Raw genomic sequence first — 17,447 nt, forward strand, 5'->3', positions numbered from 1 at the left:
TGCTATGTTTAATCAGGCAAGGGGCAGCAAATGCAGAAATCTTTTACAATATTGATACTACCCGTAATAGTTCCACCAGCAGATATTATAGATAAAGATTTTACATCCTCTATTTGAAAGGCAACTTGCCCTGAGGGTGGGATATCGACGAGGAAAGAAGCTCCTGTTCGTGGTTCCACACCGACTTGCGCTTGTGGAAAATCTGAAGGTTCGATCGTTACAACAACCATTGCCTTATAATGATTCTCAGTGAAATCAATGAAATAGGGAAAAACCCCGGCATCAAATCTTTGTGTAAAATTGATAGTAGCTTCATGCCTACGAACCTCACAATTACTGGTTGCTGGATTAACGTTAATAGTTGGGTTATTTGTATTCGTTGGATTTGAAGTATTCGTTGGATTTGAAGTATTAGTATTAATATTAGTAGGATTGATATTGATATTTTTTTTGTACTTGCGTTTGTGCTTGAATTTTTTTTTGTTTTTTATCTTAGTCTTTAACTTACATCGACAACACCATTTTATCTTAAAACATCGCTTTTTCAATGGAATTTCTATTCCTCCCTATGATATTGGACTTGGCATGATATACATCATATTAGGACAACAATAATGATGTATCAGCACTTTGCGGATGGAATAAGCGGATTTACTAAATCTATGTTCTCATCGCTGCTAATGAATAAAAAAATAGAATAATTAAAGCGTTAAAAGCCTTATAATATAAGGCTTTTTTCTTATGGAAGAACAATATGTGTAGGATAAGTATTTAGGCGAATGCCATTCGAGAGGTCAAATACTAAGGATTGTCCTGCTTCAGTTGAATAGTTCGAATATAACTCCAGCTTTTTAAATAAGCATAACAATACATCTGGTAAGCGCATTTTAAAAAACGACTTGCAGGGTCGACTAGCAGCAACTAATTGAGGGAGGGAAAAGAGTGATAGCGAGCAAAAGAAAATTTGGTCTAATGACAGCAACGATTATTTGTGTTTCATTGTTATTCGGTTGCACGAGCAATTCGAGCAATACTGGAACGACGACGAACGAACCTAGCAATACGAAGACAGAGGAAGGGAAGTCCGAGACGACAAAGAAAACGATCACGATTACGTATAGAGATGATGGAATTGGCGAGGAAGGATCGCTATATAAATGGATTAAGGAAGTATCAGCCAGTTATCCGAACAAAAATGTGGAAATTAAGCCAATGCCTATTCAAGCGTCCGAAGGAGATTATTTTGCCAAAATTGCATTGGCGCTGAAATCCAAGGATACAGCGCCAGATATTGTAACGGAAGACACGTTTATTTTGAATTCGGATGCAAGTGCAGGATTTCTGGAGCCCTTGGATGAGAGATTAAAAGGTTGGGAAGATTGGACCAACGGTTCCTTTATTGAAGCGATGAAAAAGGGTGTTACAGCGAGCGACGGCAAAGTCTATGGCGTTCCCTACAACACCGATTCAAGAGGTCTCTGGTATAACAAGGAAATCTTCAAAAAAGCGGGTTTGCCAGAGGATTGGCAGCCGAAATCATGGGATGACATCCTAAGTACAGCGAGAACGATCAAAGAAAAAGCAGGCGAGGATGTTGTACCGATCTGGATGAACCTAGGCAAGGCTACAGGAGAAGCAACATCGATGCAAACCTACGAAATGCTGCTCTATGGAACGGGAGATAGATTATACGATAACGACACCGGTAAATGGATCATTAAGAGTCAGGGCATATTGGATGCGCTAAGCTTCATTGAGACGATTAACAAGGAGAAGCTTGGACCCCCGCTGTCTAAAGTATTGAATGGTCAGGCAGGAAACACTTCTTCGAGGGAATATTTGCCGCAAGGCAAGCTTGCCATTTCATTAGATGGTTCTTGGATCACAGGCAACTATTTTGAAAGCGGCGCTGCGCCTTGGCCGGAATATAAGGATGTTCTAGGCTTTGCCCCAATGCCGACAAGCAAAGGCCAGGCACCAGGATCGATTACACTGGCAGGGGGTTGGGCGTTATCTATCCCTAGCAATGCTCAGAATAAGGATGAGGCCTGGGACTTCATTAAATACGCATTAAACAAAGAGAATACCCAAAAGCTCGTTATTGCTCAAGGTAACATTACGGTTCGGGCCGATGTGGCAAAGGATCCTGAATATACAAAAATGCCGTTTAATGAAATCGCGACGGAGTATTTGCAAAATGCGGAGTTCAGGCCAGCGCAGGATAAATATCCTGAAGTGTCCACTCAAATCCAAACGATGGTTGAGTCTGTGACTACAGGCACGTCACCTGCGGATGCACTGAAAAAGTACGCGCTGGATGTAACAAGAATTACCGGCAAAGAAAATGTAATAGAAAAATAAAAGAGAAAAGCTTGCTTGCTCAAGCAGATCCCTGCAAGCGGATTTGCTTGAGCAGCCGCTTTTTTTGATTTTCAGCATGCGGGAGGAGAACGATGCATGAGCAGTTTGACGGGAAATGTTCTCTATAAGAAAAGAAAATCATATGCTTGGCTCTATTTTTTGCTACCATCAATAGCGATCATGCTCGTTTTTTTTATTTATCCGATTTTGTTGACCTTCTTTTATTCCTTCACGAATTTGGCATTGACCGGAGAAGCGGCCAAGGAGCTGAAATTTGTCGGGATCGACAACTATACTCGCATGTTTGAAGACCCGACAGTCAGAGTCAGCATATGGAATACGCTAGTTTTCTTGATAGGCTCTGCTGTTATCGGTCAGCAAGTGCTGGGATTTCTGATTGCACTTCTAATGAAGCATAAAAATAAGATGTTTAGGCGCGTTGTTGGCACGATTGTGTTGGCAGGCTGGGTAACACCTGAAATTGTATGTGCATTATGCCTATACAGCTTTTTCGGAGATGAAGGTACACTTAATGCCATTATTACATCCTTTGGACTTCCTGAAGTCCTTTGGCTTTATACCGTTCCTATGGTTACCATCATACTTGCGAACATTTGGCACGGCACGGCTTTCTCTATGCTTGTGTTCCAAGCAGCGCTGGATGATGTGCCGACGGAGATTGAAGAAGCGGCCGTTGTAGACGGGGCATCAGGTTGGCAGATTTTAACGAAAATTACGATTCCTTATATTAAAGAAACGATCACAACGAATATGATGCTCGTAACACTGCAGACGCTTGGGGTGTTTGGTCTCATCTATGCGATGACTGGCGGAGGACCAGGAACTTCAACTACTACATTGCCTATCTTTATGTATAACCAAGCCTTTGTTAATTATCAACTCGGCTACGGCACCGCAATATCCTTATTGCTGCTGTTCATTGGAATTATTCTTAGCTTGTTCTATATCCGCTCGATGAAAGAGTAAATGTACAAGGAGACTTCGTATGAATGCGAAACATCGTAAACTGATTTATCGAGTCCTGCCGTATACGATTCTTACTTTGATCGGAATTTGTTTCTTGCTTCCTCTTCTATGGGTATTCGTGGCATCCGTTGATCCCAACGCGATGCAATCGCTTAAATTACCGAATCAAATAACGGGTGGCAACTATGTTGATGTGATTACCAATCGAGTCAATCAGCGTGCATATGTCATTGGCCTTATCATGTCAGTTGGCCAAGCTATACTCGTCGTCATATTAGCTTTGCTCGCAGCCTATCCATTGTCTCGCTATCAAATGAAATATAAGAAATCATTTATGCTGACGATTTTATTTATGACTTCTTTACCGATTACAGCTGTAATGGTACCTGTGTATCAACTGTTTTTAAGCCTAAAATTGTATGATAATATTTTTGGGGTCATTTTATTTTATGTCGCATCTTCGATGCCATATGGCATTTGGATGCTGAAAAACTTCATGGATTCGGTGCCAAATGATTTGGAAGAAGCCGCTTGGGTCGATGGGGCGTCCGTCTTTGTTGGCATCCACAAGGTTGTTGCGCCATTAATGGTTCCGGGCATTTGTACAGTAGCGATTTTCACATTTTCCGGAAGCTGGGGCAATTTCTTTGTTCCGTATATTTTATTGCAGACACCTGAAAAATTCCCGGCTTCATTGAAGCTGTATCAGTTTTTTGGGCAATACGGCATGGTGGAGTATGGCAAGCTAGCGGCGTTTTCCGTGCTGTACGCGATTCCTTCGGTTGTGATGTATATCCTCTCCCAGCAGTTTATGTCCAAAGGTTTTGGACTGCAGGGCGGGACGAAAGGGTGATGATATAAGCCGTTTGAACCCTATCCTATGCATTGAACATGCCTGCTAAGGGCATGTTTTTTTGTGTTTGAAGGAGTCTAGATAATGGAGGCACTTGCTAACGAGTATCTATTCAGCTTCCGGGCAGGGTAGTTGAATAAATCGTAATGTTTAGAACCTATACTTAGTGGTGAATTAATCCGAAACGAAGGAGATAAAGAATAAATGGAAATAAGCCATTGGCACTTGGGGTATTACAAGGATGGCAATGATATAGAAGCAGTTGGTTTTTTTGAAGATGGCAAATGGGTTGTTTACTACGATGATAGTCATGATACAGGCTTGTTTGCAAAGACACAGCCAAAACATGAATTATTTGGTGTTGTGATTTTAAATGTGCGTGACTACGAAGAAGCAGAAAACAAATTTTATGAATGGGTAGAAAGCATTTTACTTCCATATAGAAAAAAATGCTAGTTCACATAGTTGGATGGGGAGCCTTTCCTAAACAGGATAGTGTTTCCTGCTTAGGTCAGACGAAATGCTTCTTTATGGGTAAAGATGTCACGATAAGGATAGTTGGTTTTTTGCGGTGCAAATGACCAAGATCACCTAATCTTGTCTGCTTAGTGGATGACGCCTGTACTTGTTATATGAACTTGAATACTTGGCTTCAACTGCACATCCTTGTACTTGTTTTTCCAGTCGATGTTTTTCCATAGCTCAGTATGCTTTACTCTCAACTTTCTACCGATTCCGAGAGCATCGCAATTCGCTTCCAACAATTTGTTTGCAACTTCTGCTGCTTGTTTGTTCAGTACTGCGGACATTTCCTTATTTAGCTGCTCGCGATCGATTTTTTGACCCATACCGGTCGGATAGCTGCTAATCGCACCATAAAGGTCAATCTTTAATGAACATTCGATTTCTTGCGTTTTTTTATTAAAAGACACATTAAATGCCCTTTTTACTTTCCGCGCTTCAAATGTAGCTGTCGTTTCTTTAGGTTTGCTCTCTTCAGAGCTCTGTTTTATTGGTATATCCAAAAATGCATGTTTGTTCAGCTTGTCCATTAAAAGCAATAATATTGTACTTTCTTCACGAGACAATGACACACCGGTAAATTTGGTTCCATCAAATAATCCGATGCTGTCCACGACTAAAGCTTTATTTCTATTTTGATGTATCATGGGCAGAATCGCATCAACACCCGGGTCAGTGATTTGACTCCATAAGGTGAATAGATTTTGATTCGGAACAATCGTCTTGCCTTCTGATCCATCAACCATTTGCTTAATGCTATAAGCGGCAGGACTATTTTCTACGGTTTCAAATGATAACACTTCAGAAGCTAATCCCTTGCTAATTAGAACATTCGATGTCAAATACCCCTTAGGATACCGGTAAAAAAACTCCAAAGTGGACATAATACCACGCTTCGCTAAATCTTCACCGATGATCACAACATGAGTCTTGCTGGCCTCTATGGTACCTGGAAGCATACTATCAATGATAGAACCAACATTAGAAACGGAATCCCCGGTTGCTTGAATCACTTCACTCTTCACATCGAATTGACCGCTGCCTTTACTGTTCAGAATGACGGCACTAACCGTCCCAATCAATTTGCCATCTTTAGCAGCATCAAAGCTAATCCCGTTTATCATCTTTTTATTGATTAACAAATGAATGTCCCAACACCCCGTTAGGACCATTGATAGTAATCCAATACAGACAGCAAGAAAACATTTTTTTCTCAAGTTGACCCAACCTTTTCATTATTTTTTAGCAGGAAGGAAACCAACCACAACAAAATGGGCACCGGTGCAATCATAATAAGGTAACCGTATTGCAACCATTTATAGAATAAATCAATATTTTCCAATGTAGATAAATACCACCCTATTAGATAGACAAGCAAACCGCTGATCCATATAAGCTTCCGATAAGAACCTTGTTTTGCTGTTAGACTTTTTCCGGCTATGCACAGATAAGAAACGATGGTGGCGGTCATTGGAACAATCCAAATCGTTAAAAAGATTAGATCCATGCGGTCAAACAGCTGATAAGATAACCCTTTTAAGAGATACAAAACCGGTTCATTCACTTGTTCTAATGCTTTAGGACTAAATCCAATCAGGCAAATGAATACAAAATAAGCATAAAATAATGTGACAAAGCAATTAGCTAAAGAGACTACACGAAGCAAACCTTTGTGATTGTTTTGAACTAGGGCAGAGAAATAAAGGATCACTTCAAAACCGAGCATGGAAAAAAAAGTTTTTTCACTGCCCTTGAAAATTTGTGCAAAACCTGATTCACCTATCGGCAAAATATTTGAAACTTGCACCTCATTATTAAAATTTAAAAAACTGATCAGGATCAACAAACCGAATAGTACAGATGTTAATACAAAAAATCTTGCAATAACACGCAAATTTTCAAGAGCCAGATATAAGCCAGTCCCTATGATGAGCAGGAGCAGAACCCAACCGGGTGTCATGGCGAGCATCCAAGTTTGAACCAACTGGACATAGAGCGTACTCGCGTAACCCGCTATGAGAATAAAAAAAACATAATAAATGAGGTTTAGCGTTTTACCGATATAAGCTCCAAACACTCGTACCGTAATATCACTTAAGGTGTGATTGGGAAATTTTTTAAGAAGCTGCGAGTATACGATAAGCAATAACTGAATGGCAGCCCCAGCCACAAGAACAGAGATCCATGCATCACCTTTAGCCGAACTTTGTGTTTTCGAAGGCAAGGATAAGAGGCCGATTCCAATTTGTGTTTTGATGATCAAGAAAAACAATTGGGATCTGCTTATCGTATTATTCAAGATCGCTTCCACCTCCCGAAAAATGACTGTATAAATGGACTGCTTTTCCCGTTTTGCGAGTCTTTATTGACCATCCATATCGGAAGTCTTAGAAAAATATCTTTAAAATTTCCCTTCCCGTGAAAAGGACCAAATGGTGTGAAATAAGGTATTCCCAAAGTCTCTATCTTGCATAGATGAATGAAGATGACCATCATCATGATGGAAATTCCGAAAAAGCCAAACAAAGCTGCGGCAAGCATGGTTGGAAAGCCCAAAATCCTTAAGCTGGTTCCAAACTCGTTTATTGGGGTTGCGAAAGAGGCAATCGCCGTTAATCCGATAACGACAATCATCGTATGAGAAACCAGTTGGGCTTCCACTACAGCCGTGCCTATGACTAATCCCCCGACAATACCAATCGTTTGGGCTATGGGAGAAGGTAATCGGATTGCTGCTTCTTTCAGCAATTCAAGAATGGTTGTCATGAGGAGCGCCTCCAAAATAGGCGGTAATGGAACGTAGGTTAAAGAAACCTTAACGGAATAAAGAATTCCGATAGGAAGCACCTCGGAATGGTACGTCACGATAGCAATATAGATCGCTGGTAAACAAGTGGCCATAATAAAACTAATTAATCGGATAATCCGGAAAAATGAGCCTATAAGCCATCGGCTGTTAAAATCATCGGGGGATTGATAAAACGAAAAAAAAGTAATGGGCAGAACCAAAACACTTGGGCTGCCGTCAACGACTACAGTGATTTTCCCCTCTATGAGATAAGCAACTGCCCGATCCGGCCTTTCGGTCTGCATCGTTTGCGGAAAAGGAGAAAGTGGGTGTTCTTCGATCATCTCATCAATGTTGCCAACGGAATACAAATAGTCAAGATCGATAGCCGAAATCCTTTTCAAACATTCCTCAACGATCTTGGGATCGGCTATGTTATTCATATAAATGACAGCTACTTTCGTATTCGTGACACTGCCTAAGGTGAGGTACTTCACCTTCAATTTTGGGCTTTTGATTCGATTGCGGAGCAAATAAATATTAGTGCTTAAACTTTCGATAAAGCCTTCATGTGACCCCTTAATAACTTGTTCGTTACTTGGTTCTTTGATAGATCGGCCTTGCGATTGTGCGACTGGCATCATGACTGCGGCTGAATCATTCCCCATGACAGCAACGCAAAATCCATCAAGTAAACCTTTGCCTATCTGAACCACATTCGATGACTTCGCAACTTCGACTGAATTCACAAACTGTTCAACATCTCCTGAGTTTGATTCCAGCAAAGGCTTAATAATACTGGTTTGAATTAACTCCGTGTTTACAAGGGCTTCTAAATATAACAAGGCACAAGGTTGATTGTTAAATACGTGCATTTGAATCCGTAGGTCCTCAGTGTGAGATAAATGTTCTTGAATTTGAGCGATTTTGAGTTCGATTTCTCCAGATTTCAAATCAATGGTAAGGGTTCCAGATTCCAATGATTTTAGGGTTCTATTTTTTAAGTATTTCATGTAATCATCCCCCTCTGTTAATAACCATTACTTATTATTAACAAGTATCCCAACAATTATTTCCATAAATACTGGAGGGAGGATCTAGTCTCCTTGAGAAAATAAAGTCTTAGACTGACGAAGCGAGCGTCATTAAGCTAACGGGCAGGAAAATTCAGTATAGTTGAAGAATTTAGGTTAGAGAAGATTTTGGGGAGATGGTTTAAGGTGAATGAAATTATTATCCTAAAAGTTAATCATCTACATGCTCATAAATTAAAACTGCTAGTTGAAGAAAGCAGGGGGTTTTAATGAAAAAAATAGTACTGATAGGTTCTGGCGGGTCAGGAAAGTCGTCATTGGCTCAAAAGTTAGGAGATATTTTAGCAATAGAAGTCTATCATCTAGACGCAATCTTTTGGAAACCGGGATGGGTAGGTACGCCCAAAGAAGAACAAAAAACGGTTCAAGAGGAACTCGTAAGTCGTGAGAGTTGGATTATCGACGGTAATTACGGCGGCACAATCGATATTAGATTGCAAGCTGCTGATACGATAGTTTTTTTTGATTTGTCTAAATGGGTATGTATCTACCGTGTGTTGAAGAGAAGAGTGCAGTACCGTAATAAAAAGAGGAATGACATGGCAGAAGGCTGCGAAGAAAGAATCAATCTACAATTTTTGAAGTGGGTTTGGGAATATCCTGAAAAACAAAAACCTAAGATTTTAGAAAAACTTCATGGAATTTCAAATGAAAAAGAAGTCATCATTCTAAAGTACCCAAAAGACGTTAGAGATTTCTTGGAGAAAGTGAATTCAATCAACTAACGGGGAACAAGTGTAATGCAAACAAGGTAAGTATTACCTAGAACCGGTGAAATTAAATGCAGTCCCAATAAAGTTGGGGCTGCATTTTTAATTTCTATCAAAAGATTTTACGAGGTTTTTCACAAAAATTTAAAAGCAAAATGAACAAGAAAAACAGTTGGACGAATCACTAAAAATCGAAAGGAAAGAATATTAAATCCCTAAAACACAAATACTTTTTTTATAAAAATAATGGAGGCTATACCATCGATGTCTTTTAATGGAGAAAATAAGATGCGTTTAAAGGAATATTTAAAAGATGCATTTTGCGAAGATGTTGATTTCGTTTCAAGAAATATACCCGTTTTGAACGGGAAAGCTGAAGTAAATGTTTTTTACATAGAAAATCTAATTGAAAATGAAATGATTAACAAATATATAATCGAAAGATTGCAGGACAGAAATTCGGAGGAAAGTGATCTAACTTCAGCCGAGTTAATGGATATTATTAAATCAAGAGTCATCTCTGTAGCGAATGTCTATAGTTCGAACGAAAAAGATCACCTCGTACAAGCTATCCTTACAGGTCATGTTGCATTAACAAGTAATGATACAGATTTTGCTTTAGTTATACCATTATTAAAGCGTGAAGTAGGTGAAATATCTGAAACAGAGCCCTCCATACAGAGTGGAAATGAAGCGTTTACAACAAATATTAATAAAAATTTTAACCTGTTAAGATTGAGATTGCCTTCCCCAAACTTAATGTTTAAACAGATGGAGTTAGGAAGGACTTCCCATACGAAAGTAAGAATCGTTTGGCTGAAAAACGTAGCCAAACCCCAAATTATCGAAGAGATATGCAGTAGATTAGACCGGATCGACATCGATATAGTCCATTCGATATCCGTCTTAACTGAACTAACCGAAGATAATCCGTTATCGATTTGGCCTCAATATAAGATGACCGAACGAGTTGATGTAACCGTCGCTAATATGGCTGAGGGACGTGTAGCTATACTATGCGATAGCTTCTCCTTTGTAATCATTGTACCTTTATTGATTTTACAGGAATTTCAGACACCCGACGATTATTCGCAAAAATGGATATTCAGTTCGATCATGAGAGTTTTACGAATTTGCGCTTTTTTCCTTTCTTCGACATTGTCTTCCCTGTATGTGTCGTTTGTAGCCTATAATCATTCCATTATGCCCCCGTCTTTGGCCATTCGTATATCTGCGGGAAGAAGTGAGGTCCCTTTCCCTTCCGTCATTGAGGTACTGCTCATGACCTTCATGATTGATGTTCTTAAAGAAGCAGGAATAAGGTTGCCTAAAGGTTTGGGTCAGAGCATCGGTTTCCTTGGGGCCGTCGTTATAGGCCAGTCGGCAGTGGAAGCGGGTTATGTCAGCCCTGTCGTGATCATCATTGTTGCGATCTCTGCGATTTCAGGCTTTGCGCTGCCGTCGATAAACCTTATAAATATGACAAGGGTAACCAATTACCTTTTAATATTTTTAGCGACTATTTTAGGACTTTTTGGCGTTATTATCGGCATTCTTTTTTTGCTGTGGAGATTGGTTACCCTACGTTCTTTCGGCGTACCGATTTCCTATCCTTTGGATGGCGGCAAAATTAGCCTGATGAAGGACTTGTTGATAAGGGCTCCAATATGGAAATTGAGAACACGCCCCAGATTATTGTCCGGAAACGAAAAGGCGATGGGGGATAGTACTAGAAAGCCAGATCCCAAAAAATAAGGGGAGATCAGGGAACATGTTGCAAAAGCAAAAGATTTCGAGTCTACAAGCCATATATCTTACCTTTGCAAGCGCTTATGGCGGAGTTTTTTTTTATCATTCCTACATTATCAGTTTGGCAGGGAGAAGCGCGTGGATTGCGGAGTTCGTAAGCGGGTTTATCGATATTGGCTTTGCTCTATGGGTATTGAGCGTTGCGAAGAAAAATCCGGGGAAAAACATATTCCAAATTCTTGAGACGTTTGGCGGAAAATGGGTCAGTACGATTTTCGTTATACCTTTTGTTGGATTAAACATAGTCCTGTCATCTTTGCTGTTAATGATGTGCGGAGGGCTAGTGAAGACCATTGTTTTGCACAATACACCGATGTGGGTACCCATGTTTCTGATGATATTACTGTCATTTTTAATCGCGGGCAGTGGTATTGAAAATTTAGCCAGGTTAAGCGTAACATTGGAGATTGTTGTACTTTTCATAATGTTTACCCCTGTTCTCGTTATCGGTGTAATAACCCAATTCGATTCATCAAACATCTTCCCTCTGCTAGACAGTGACGTTCCATCCTTTCTAAAGGCTGTATTATTGGCAGGAGGAGGGCATTCTGAATTTATTTTATTCATGTTCATTATGGTTGAATCTTTGTACCAACCTGGGAAGCAATTTTCTTCACTTACTGTAGGGCTACTGGTATCAGTCGTATTAATGCCGGGAGCCGTATCTTTTTTATTCTCAGCCGCTATTTCTCCGGAAGAGGCTTCCAGAATTTCTTTTGCAGGTGTCAATATAGCTTTTTCAGTGACAATCGGAAAATTCATTCAAGGACTAGAGATTTTTATATTTATTCCTTATGTTGTATTTACCGTATTGAAGCTATCAGGAAATTTCTATAGCAGCTGGGTAGCTTCAGAATCCATCATAAAAAGAAGTTCCAAGGTTTTTATCATCATCATTACGATTGCTACATTTATAATAACTTTGAATATACGCTCATTTAACCAAGCATTCTACAATTACATGCTGGTCATTCAATATTGTGTATATCCATTCTACATCGTTGTCCTGTGTACAGTGTCAATCCTGATGTTTGCAAAAGGAAAAAAGGCGGTATTAAGGAAAACATGAAATATTCGAAATGTATTCGACTCATTCTAAGTATAGTCATTCTGATTGCATGCACCGGATGCTGGGATTACATGGAGTATGAAAACATGGCTTTAGTGCGTGCAATCGGTATTGATATTAATAAAAACGGGAAAGTTCTTTTGACTTACGAGATCATAAAGACCCGAAAACAAGATAAGGGAGGAAATTCCAATGAGGTGGTCCAAGGAACAGGGAAAACAGTGCTGGAAGCCTTCGATAACATACAAACCATCGTGCCGGGAGAACTGTTTTTAGGCTATGTTACAACAATCATTATCAGCGAAGGCGCGGCAAAACAACAACTGAAAAATATCATGGATTTATTTTTTATTACTCCCAGTATAAGAGAGTCCGTATTTATGGTCATAACAAAGGAGAAACCGGAAAATATTTTGAATATGCCGGTCGAGAAAACAGGGCGGTTGGTCGGGGAAGCGTTAGTGGATTTTTTTAATGCTACAACTCGTGTAGGCGTTTCATTTCCGGTCAGGTTAAGAGAGTTTAATAAAATGCTGATGGCAGAAGGAGCGGAGCCTGTCGCCCCATTAATAAAAATAAATGGAGACGGAAAGCTCAAGGTGTCGGATATGGTTGTTTTTAAAGGCTTCAAGCTGGCAGGCGTGCTTGATGGGGACGAAAGCAAAGGATTGGGACGAATTACAAATAAAAATACACAAGAATTGTCATCTGTATCCATAACGGCACCTGACACTGGAGCTTCTGTATCGGCTGTATTCAGACTTCAAGATAATAAATCGAAAATAAAAATCAAGGTGGGTCAAGAGGTACCCGAAGTATTCATTTCGACGAAAGCCACTGCTACGATGGTCCAATTCGACGGTAATATCGGAGCCATAACACCGAAGATTCTCCAACAATGTGAAAAGGATCTGGAAGGCAATGTGAAAAAAGAACTTGAAGCCGCAATAACAAAAGCCCAAAAAGAGTTTAAGTCTGACTTTTTGGGAATAGGGTCCTATTTTTATCAACAGCATCGTAAAGAATGGAAAAAAAAATTCAAGCCGAAATGGGATGAAGTTTTTCCAGAAGTTCCTATTCATGTTAATGTAAAGATAAAAATACTCAATTCAGGAACCAAAGTTATTCCATTAAGCGAACAATAATTGATTTATGGACTTAATATTGTTGAATCGAATGATCGGGCGAAGCCGGACCGACGACAGCAGCGATGGAGTCCTGGTTAGTTCGAAGCTCCACTTTGATCCAGGGGGTTGATTATCCCGTCAACTCGCCATATGCTTATCTTATATTCATGATAGGAGGGATCATTGTGGAATTATCGATTATGACATTTAATCTTCGTATCCATGTTGCGGAGGACGGGGAAAATGCTTGGCCTAACCGTATTGAAGCAGCCGCTGATGCGATTAAAGCGTCTGGAGCAGCCGTTGTATGCACGCAAGAAGGAAGCTTGCCCATGCTGGAGAGCTTGAATGCACTGCTTCCCGAATATGAATGGATCGGGGAGGGCAGGCTCGGCGGCGAAGAGGGAGAGTTTTGCGCGATCTTCTTCCAGAAAGAAAGGCTGAAGCCAGTCGAAAGCGGAACCTTCGGGTTGTCCGAACGGCCGGAGCAGCTTGGATTTATAAGCTGGAACTCCGCTTGTCCACGCATTTGCACATGGGTGAGGCTGCGGCAAATCGACGGGCAGGAATATTTGATTCTTAATACCCATCTTGATCACATAAGCGAGGAAGCAAGGATAAAAGGAGCTATGCTTATCTTGGACAAGATGAATATAACCAGCGGAGCGTCCGCGATTCTAACAGGCGATTTCAATTGTGAACCGGAAACCAAAACGATCCAGACTCTGAATCAAGCAGGTCTGAGCCATACATACACTGAACTTGATGTACATCCAGGCTGTACTTATCATGGTTTCATGGGCGGCGAAGAAGGTGAACCGATCGATTATGTATTCGTTACGCCGAATATTCGGATCGTGTCAGCAAATGTCGACAAAGGCAAGTACGGCGGCAGATACCCATCGGATCATTATCCGATTACCGCGACTCTGCAGGTATAGCATCTATGCAAAAAAGAATGGATGTACGGCTAGCAGCCAAACATCCATTCTTTTTTTTCGCTTGCTTGGAAACCAGTTGATACAATTCCGTGAGCATAGCTTTGTAATCCGCTGATACCGTGTAATCATTCAAATATTTCTTCCAATCCTCGATAGAAGACTCGCCCAAAATGACAAAGTGTTCAAAATGAATTGAATGATACAGCAAACGTTGCCGCCCGCGTCCAATTGGATGCGGGCGGCAACGTTTGCAAAGGTAGATGGAATCGCCACACTCCTACGCCACTTCTACCCCATTGGTTACTTATTCCGATAATGCTGAGGTGCGACGCCTGCGATCTTTTTAAATACCCTGCTGAAGTAAAAAGGATCTGGAAATCCGACTTCATCGGCAATTTCCTGTACACTTTTATCTGTATTGCGCAGCAGGTGTTTGGCACGTTGGGTTCTAAGCTGGTGGATGTAGTTATGGATGTTCGTTCCAGAATATTTTTTAAACACTTGACAAAGATATTCGTATTTTCGATCCAGCATCCGCTCTAGCGTATCTTTGGAAATGTCCGTTTCATAAAAATTGTTCAAATGGTTGACTAGCTCGCGAAATGTGAGGTAAGAAGTGGGGAAAGCCGTGTCCAACTGACTTTTCTTCAAAAAATCATTCGCCATAAGCCGGAGTATTTCGCCAAGTAATAGAGTGGCATGAAATCGAAAATAGCCCTTCGGTTGATTCATTGTCACCATTAGCTCTTCAAACAAGCCGAGAAGTTTATACCGCTCTAAGGAACGAAACTGACGTGGTACGACAAGCAAATCCTCATGAAGGATTTCCGTGGTTCTAAGCTCCGTCCGTTCGGCATGGACAATATTAAGCTCGGATGCCCTGTCCAGCACGAATTCATTGAGGCCGGGATCACAGGAAAATTGCACCCAAAAAAATTGGCCTTGTCGTTCATGGGAATTCCATCCGGAATGTGTCTCCCAAGGCATCATAAGCAGTGACTCGCCAGCTTGCAAGGTCATACGCGTTTCGTCAGTCTGCAAATGTACCGTTCCATCGGCAATGACGATTAGTTCGTAATATGGATTGTGATGCTGACCGAAGAAATGGTGGTTATTCGCATCGAAAAGGCCTACCCATTTGACGTCCAACGTGGATAATCGAGAAAGAGAGTAGTACATGGCATGACTTCCTCCGATGTTTTTTCATTTAAAAACAAAACTATGTACATGGCACTATAAAGGAACGGCTCCTATACTAAAGTCATCACCATTATATCAAACAACGGAGGTTTTCACATTGAATACAAGTATTTTGAATGAACAAGAATACTATCGCATCGTATACGGAGGATGGCTGGGGAAAAATATCGGGGGGACGCTTGGGGCACCAGTCGAAGGCAAGAAAGAGCTGCTTGAATTAACCTTTTATCCGGAGCTGCCTGACGGTCCGCTTGAGAACGATGACTTGGATCTGCAATTGGTATGGCTGCATGCCTTGGAGCAGTATGGTCCGGGATTGACAGCCCGCGAGCTGGGACAAGAATGGTTGGAGCATGTCTTTTTCCCGTTTGATGAATATGGTTATGCCTTGACGAATTTGCGAAGAGGTCTCATCCCGCCGGTTGCAGGTTGGTTCAACAATCCATTCAACAACTGTATGGGCTCACCTATTCGTTCCGAAATTTGGGCAATGGTAGCACCTGGAGCGCCAGAAACTGCGGCTCACTATGCGTATCAGGATGCGATTGTTGACCATGCAGGAGGGGAAGGGGTATATGGTGAAATGTTTTTTGCCGCTTTGGAAAGCGCTATTTTCTTTGAGAAAGACCGAACTCGGTTGATCGAGATTGGCATGAACTATATTCCTGAGGATTGCCGCACCGCCAAAGCTCTGAAAGATCTGCTCCGTTGGCATCAGGAAGGGAAGAGCTGGACTGATACTCGCAACCTCATTCTGGAGCACCATGGAAGCGACAACTTCACGGATGCTCCGCAAAATATTGCATTTACGATCCTCGGATGGTTGTATGGTGAAGATTTTGAAGACGCCATATTAAAAGCCGTCAACTGCGGTTACGATACGGATTGTACCGCTGCAACACTGGGTGCGATATTAGGAATGCTGCTTGGACCGGAAGGTTTGCCTGACAAATGGGTGAAGCCAGTTGGTGACCGGATCGTTGTCAGTCCTCCGATCAACGGATTCCCTGCGCCTAAGAATTTGGATGAGCTAACTCGCCGTACCATCCGTATGGGTAAACAGATTCTTGCCGCTTGGGATACGGAGATTTTGGTGCATCCCGACCTGCCTACATCCTGGAATCGATCGCTGACTGCAGGAGCAGTGGATGAATCGATAAGGGAGCTTTGGGAGAGAAAGGTAACATCCAATCTTTATTTGCTGCCGCATGGAACACAAAGCTGTCCTGACGCCAAGTTATTAATCGACTTCGGACCTGATGGCCCAGCCATCGGAGCTGGTCAAAGGAAGGCTCTGCAGTTCACGCTGACGAACTGTTCACTTACCCCAATCTATGGAAACATTGCACTAGAGCTGCCTTTAGGATGGGAGGGGCCGAAAACACTTGAGATTAGCCTGCAGCCAGAAGAATCCTTTCAGTGGGACACGGAAATTCTGGCTGGGGCGGTTTCATCCGCATCCCATGAGCTTGCTTTTCGATGGACGCGAAGTCATGACCACGCGGTATGGGCCGCTCAGAAAGTGCCTTTCTCATTGGTCAGCTCATCCAGATGGATCGTCTGGGGACCAAAAGGCGTTGGAACAGAAATTTATGTCCCTGGGAATCGAGTGGAATGGGAGAAGGCTCTTGGGTTAAATTCTGATGGTTTGATGGCAGATGGTTGGTACCGGGCGCAAACGACACTCACCAACCCGATCGAACGAAAGATTCGTCTCATTGCAGCTTCTAATAGTCTCGTTACTCTGAAGTTGAACGGACAGATTGTGATTGAGTGCAAAGAAACGCTGGAATTCATGCCAGCTTATCATCGTGCCCCTGATCAACAATGGGTAGAGTTAACTTTAGCAGCCGGAATCCATGTGCTGGAAGTGGAAGCTTTCAGAGATGGCTGTCCTCTGGAGGTGTATATCTTGCCGGTTGCACTTAGGGACACAACATCACCTGGTCCTTATTATTACTATACGGATATACTCTTGGGGTAATA

The 17,447-nt window shown here is 41.5% G+C and carries 16 protein-coding genes; 10 read left to right on the forward strand and 6 right to left on the reverse strand.

Annotated features, from left to right (window positions below):
* Positions 1-8 precede the first annotated feature (8 nt).
* Positions 9-548, reverse strand: coding sequence for a hypothetical protein (locus tag AC787_RS24835; RefSeq protein WP_054027644.1), 540 nt, complete (start codon positions 546-548; stop codon positions 9-11).
* Positions 549-972: 424 nt separating this feature from the next.
* Here AC787_RS24835 and AC787_RS24840 point away from each other — a divergent pair, with 424 nt between their 5' ends.
* The 4 genes from AC787_RS24840 to AC787_RS24855 all read left to right on the forward strand — a co-directional run bounded on the left by AC787_RS24840 (position 973) and on the right by AC787_RS24855 (position 4,657).
* Positions 973-2,361, forward strand: coding sequence for an ABC transporter substrate-binding protein (locus AC787_RS24840; protein ID WP_082361202.1), 1,389 nt, complete (start codon positions 973-975; stop codon positions 2,359-2,361).
* Positions 2,362-2,457: 96 nt separating this feature from the next.
* On the forward strand, positions 2,458-3,348 hold the full coding sequence (locus tag AC787_RS24845) for a carbohydrate ABC transporter permease (RefSeq protein ID WP_054027646.1): 891 nt from the start codon (positions 2,458-2,460) through the stop codon (positions 3,346-3,348).
* Between the two features lie 19 nt (positions 3,349-3,367).
* Positions 3,368-4,201: a carbohydrate ABC transporter permease gene (locus AC787_RS24850; RefSeq protein WP_054027647.1), complete on the forward strand. Its 834-nt coding sequence runs from the start codon at positions 3,368-3,370 to the stop codon at positions 4,199-4,201.
* Positions 4,202-4,405: 204 nt separating this feature from the next.
* Positions 4,406-4,657, forward strand: a complete 252-nt coding sequence (locus AC787_RS24855; protein ID WP_054027648.1) for a DUF3986 family protein — start codon at positions 4,406-4,408, stop codon at positions 4,655-4,657.
* A 149-nt stretch (positions 4,658-4,806) separates the two neighbouring features.
* Here the strand turns inward: AC787_RS24855 and AC787_RS24860 are convergent, their stop codons facing one another.
* Genes AC787_RS24860 through AC787_RS24870 form a run of 3 tightly spaced genes read right to left on the reverse strand, consistent with a single transcriptional unit; the run spans position 4,807 to position 8,524 of the window.
* Positions 4,807-5,940, reverse strand: coding sequence for a Ger(x)C family spore germination protein (locus AC787_RS24860; protein WP_152970744.1), 1,134 nt, complete (start codon positions 5,938-5,940; stop codon positions 4,807-4,809).
* A complete protein-coding gene (locus tag AC787_RS24865) occupies positions 5,937-7,022 on the reverse strand; it encodes a GerAB/ArcD/ProY family transporter (RefSeq protein WP_054027650.1) in 1,086 nt (361 codons plus the stop codon). The genes AC787_RS24860 and AC787_RS24865 overlap by 4 nt, the downstream gene beginning before the upstream one ends.
* Positions 7,019-8,524, reverse strand: a complete 1,506-nt coding sequence (locus tag AC787_RS24870) for a spore germination protein (protein ID WP_054027651.1) — start codon at positions 8,522-8,524, stop codon at positions 7,019-7,021. Before AC787_RS24870 ends, AC787_RS24865 begins: the two co-directional genes overlap by 4 nt.
* A 290-nt stretch (positions 8,525-8,814) precedes the next feature.
* On the opposite strand from AC787_RS24870, the gene AC787_RS24875 reads away from it, so the two are divergent.
* From AC787_RS24875 to AC787_RS24895, 5 genes are all read left to right on the forward strand, one after another.
* Complete coding sequence (locus tag AC787_RS24875) at positions 8,815-9,330, forward strand: DNA topology modulation protein (RefSeq protein ID WP_054027652.1); 516 nt, start codon at positions 8,815-8,817, stop codon at positions 9,328-9,330.
* 249 nt (positions 9,331-9,579) lie between these two features.
* The gene (locus AC787_RS24880) at positions 9,580-11,070 is read left to right on the forward strand and encodes a spore germination protein (RefSeq protein WP_054027653.1); all 1,491 of its coding nucleotides are present in this window, start codon (positions 9,580-9,582) and stop codon (positions 11,068-11,070) included.
* A 16-nt stretch (positions 11,071-11,086) separates the two neighbouring features.
* Entirely contained in the window at positions 11,087-12,193 is a 1,107-nt protein-coding gene (locus AC787_RS24885; RefSeq protein WP_054027654.1) for a GerAB/ArcD/ProY family transporter, read from the forward strand.
* Complete coding sequence (locus AC787_RS24890; protein ID WP_054027655.1) at positions 12,190-13,338, forward strand: Ger(x)C family spore germination protein; 1,149 nt, start codon at positions 12,190-12,192, stop codon at positions 13,336-13,338. The genes AC787_RS24885 and AC787_RS24890 overlap by 4 nt, the downstream gene beginning before the upstream one ends.
* Before the next feature lie 167 nt (positions 13,339-13,505).
* On the forward strand, positions 13,506-14,261 hold the full coding sequence (locus AC787_RS24895; RefSeq protein ID WP_152970745.1) for an endonuclease/exonuclease/phosphatase family protein: 756 nt from the start codon (positions 13,506-13,508) through the stop codon (positions 14,259-14,261).
* On the opposite strand, the gene AC787_RS24900 is transcribed toward AC787_RS24895, so the two are convergent.
* Together AC787_RS24900 and AC787_RS24905 are read right to left on the reverse strand one after the other, a co-directional pair.
* On the reverse strand, positions 14,239-14,469 hold the full coding sequence (locus AC787_RS24900; protein ID WP_054027656.1) for a hypothetical protein: 231 nt from the start codon (positions 14,467-14,469) through the stop codon (positions 14,239-14,241). The two genes, AC787_RS24895 and AC787_RS24900, sit on opposite strands and share 23 nt — an antisense overlap.
* A 92-nt stretch (positions 14,470-14,561) precedes the next feature.
* Positions 14,562-15,440, reverse strand: coding sequence for a helix-turn-helix domain-containing protein (locus tag AC787_RS24905; protein ID WP_054027657.1), 879 nt, complete (start codon positions 15,438-15,440; stop codon positions 14,562-14,564).
* A gap of 118 nt (positions 15,441-15,558) precedes the next feature.
* Here AC787_RS24905 and AC787_RS34520 point away from each other — a divergent pair, with 118 nt between their 5' ends.
* Positions 15,559-17,445, forward strand: a complete 1,887-nt coding sequence (locus AC787_RS34520) for an ADP-ribosylglycohydrolase family protein (protein WP_054027658.1) — start codon at positions 15,559-15,561, stop codon at positions 17,443-17,445.
* Positions 17,446-17,447 lie beyond the last annotated feature (2 nt).

Source organism: Bacillus sp. FJAT-28004, assembly GCF_001280845.1.
GTDB lineage: Bacteria > Bacillota > Bacilli > Paenibacillales > Paenibacillaceae > Pristimantibacillus.

Excerpts from the sequence above, each read along its gene's own strand:
- AC787_RS24845 (WP_054027646.1), top strand. The coding sequence starts at position 2,458 with ATGAGCAGTTTGACGGGAAATGTTCTCTATAAGAAAAGAAAATCATAT.
- AC787_RS24840 (WP_082361202.1), top strand. The coding sequence starts at position 973 with ATGACAGCAACGATTATTTGTGTTTCATTGTTATTCGGTTGCACGAGC.
- AC787_RS24875 (WP_054027652.1), top strand. The coding sequence starts at position 8,815 with ATGAAAAAAATAGTACTGATAGGTTCTGGCGGGTCAGGAAAGTCGTCA.
- AC787_RS24885 (WP_054027654.1), top strand. The coding sequence starts at position 11,087 with ATGTTGCAAAAGCAAAAGATTTCGAGTCTACAAGCCATATATCTTACC.
- AC787_RS24905 (WP_054027657.1), bottom strand. The coding sequence starts at position 15,440 with ATGTACTACTCTCTTTCTCGATTATCCACGTTGGACGTCAAATGGGTA.
- AC787_RS24890 (WP_054027655.1), top strand. The coding sequence starts at position 12,190 with ATGAAATATTCGAAATGTATTCGACTCATTCTAAGTATAGTCATTCTG.
- AC787_RS24850 (WP_054027647.1), top strand. The coding sequence starts at position 3,368 with ATGAATGCGAAACATCGTAAACTGATTTATCGAGTCCTGCCGTATACG.
- AC787_RS24870 (WP_054027651.1), bottom strand. The coding sequence starts at position 8,524 with ATGAAATACTTAAAAAATAGAACCCTAAAATCATTGGAATCTGGAACC.
- AC787_RS24880 (WP_054027653.1), top strand. The coding sequence starts at position 9,580 with ATGTCTTTTAATGGAGAAAATAAGATGCGTTTAAAGGAATATTTAAAA.
- AC787_RS24855 (WP_054027648.1), top strand. The coding sequence starts at position 4,406 with ATGGAAATAAGCCATTGGCACTTGGGGTATTACAAGGATGGCAATGAT.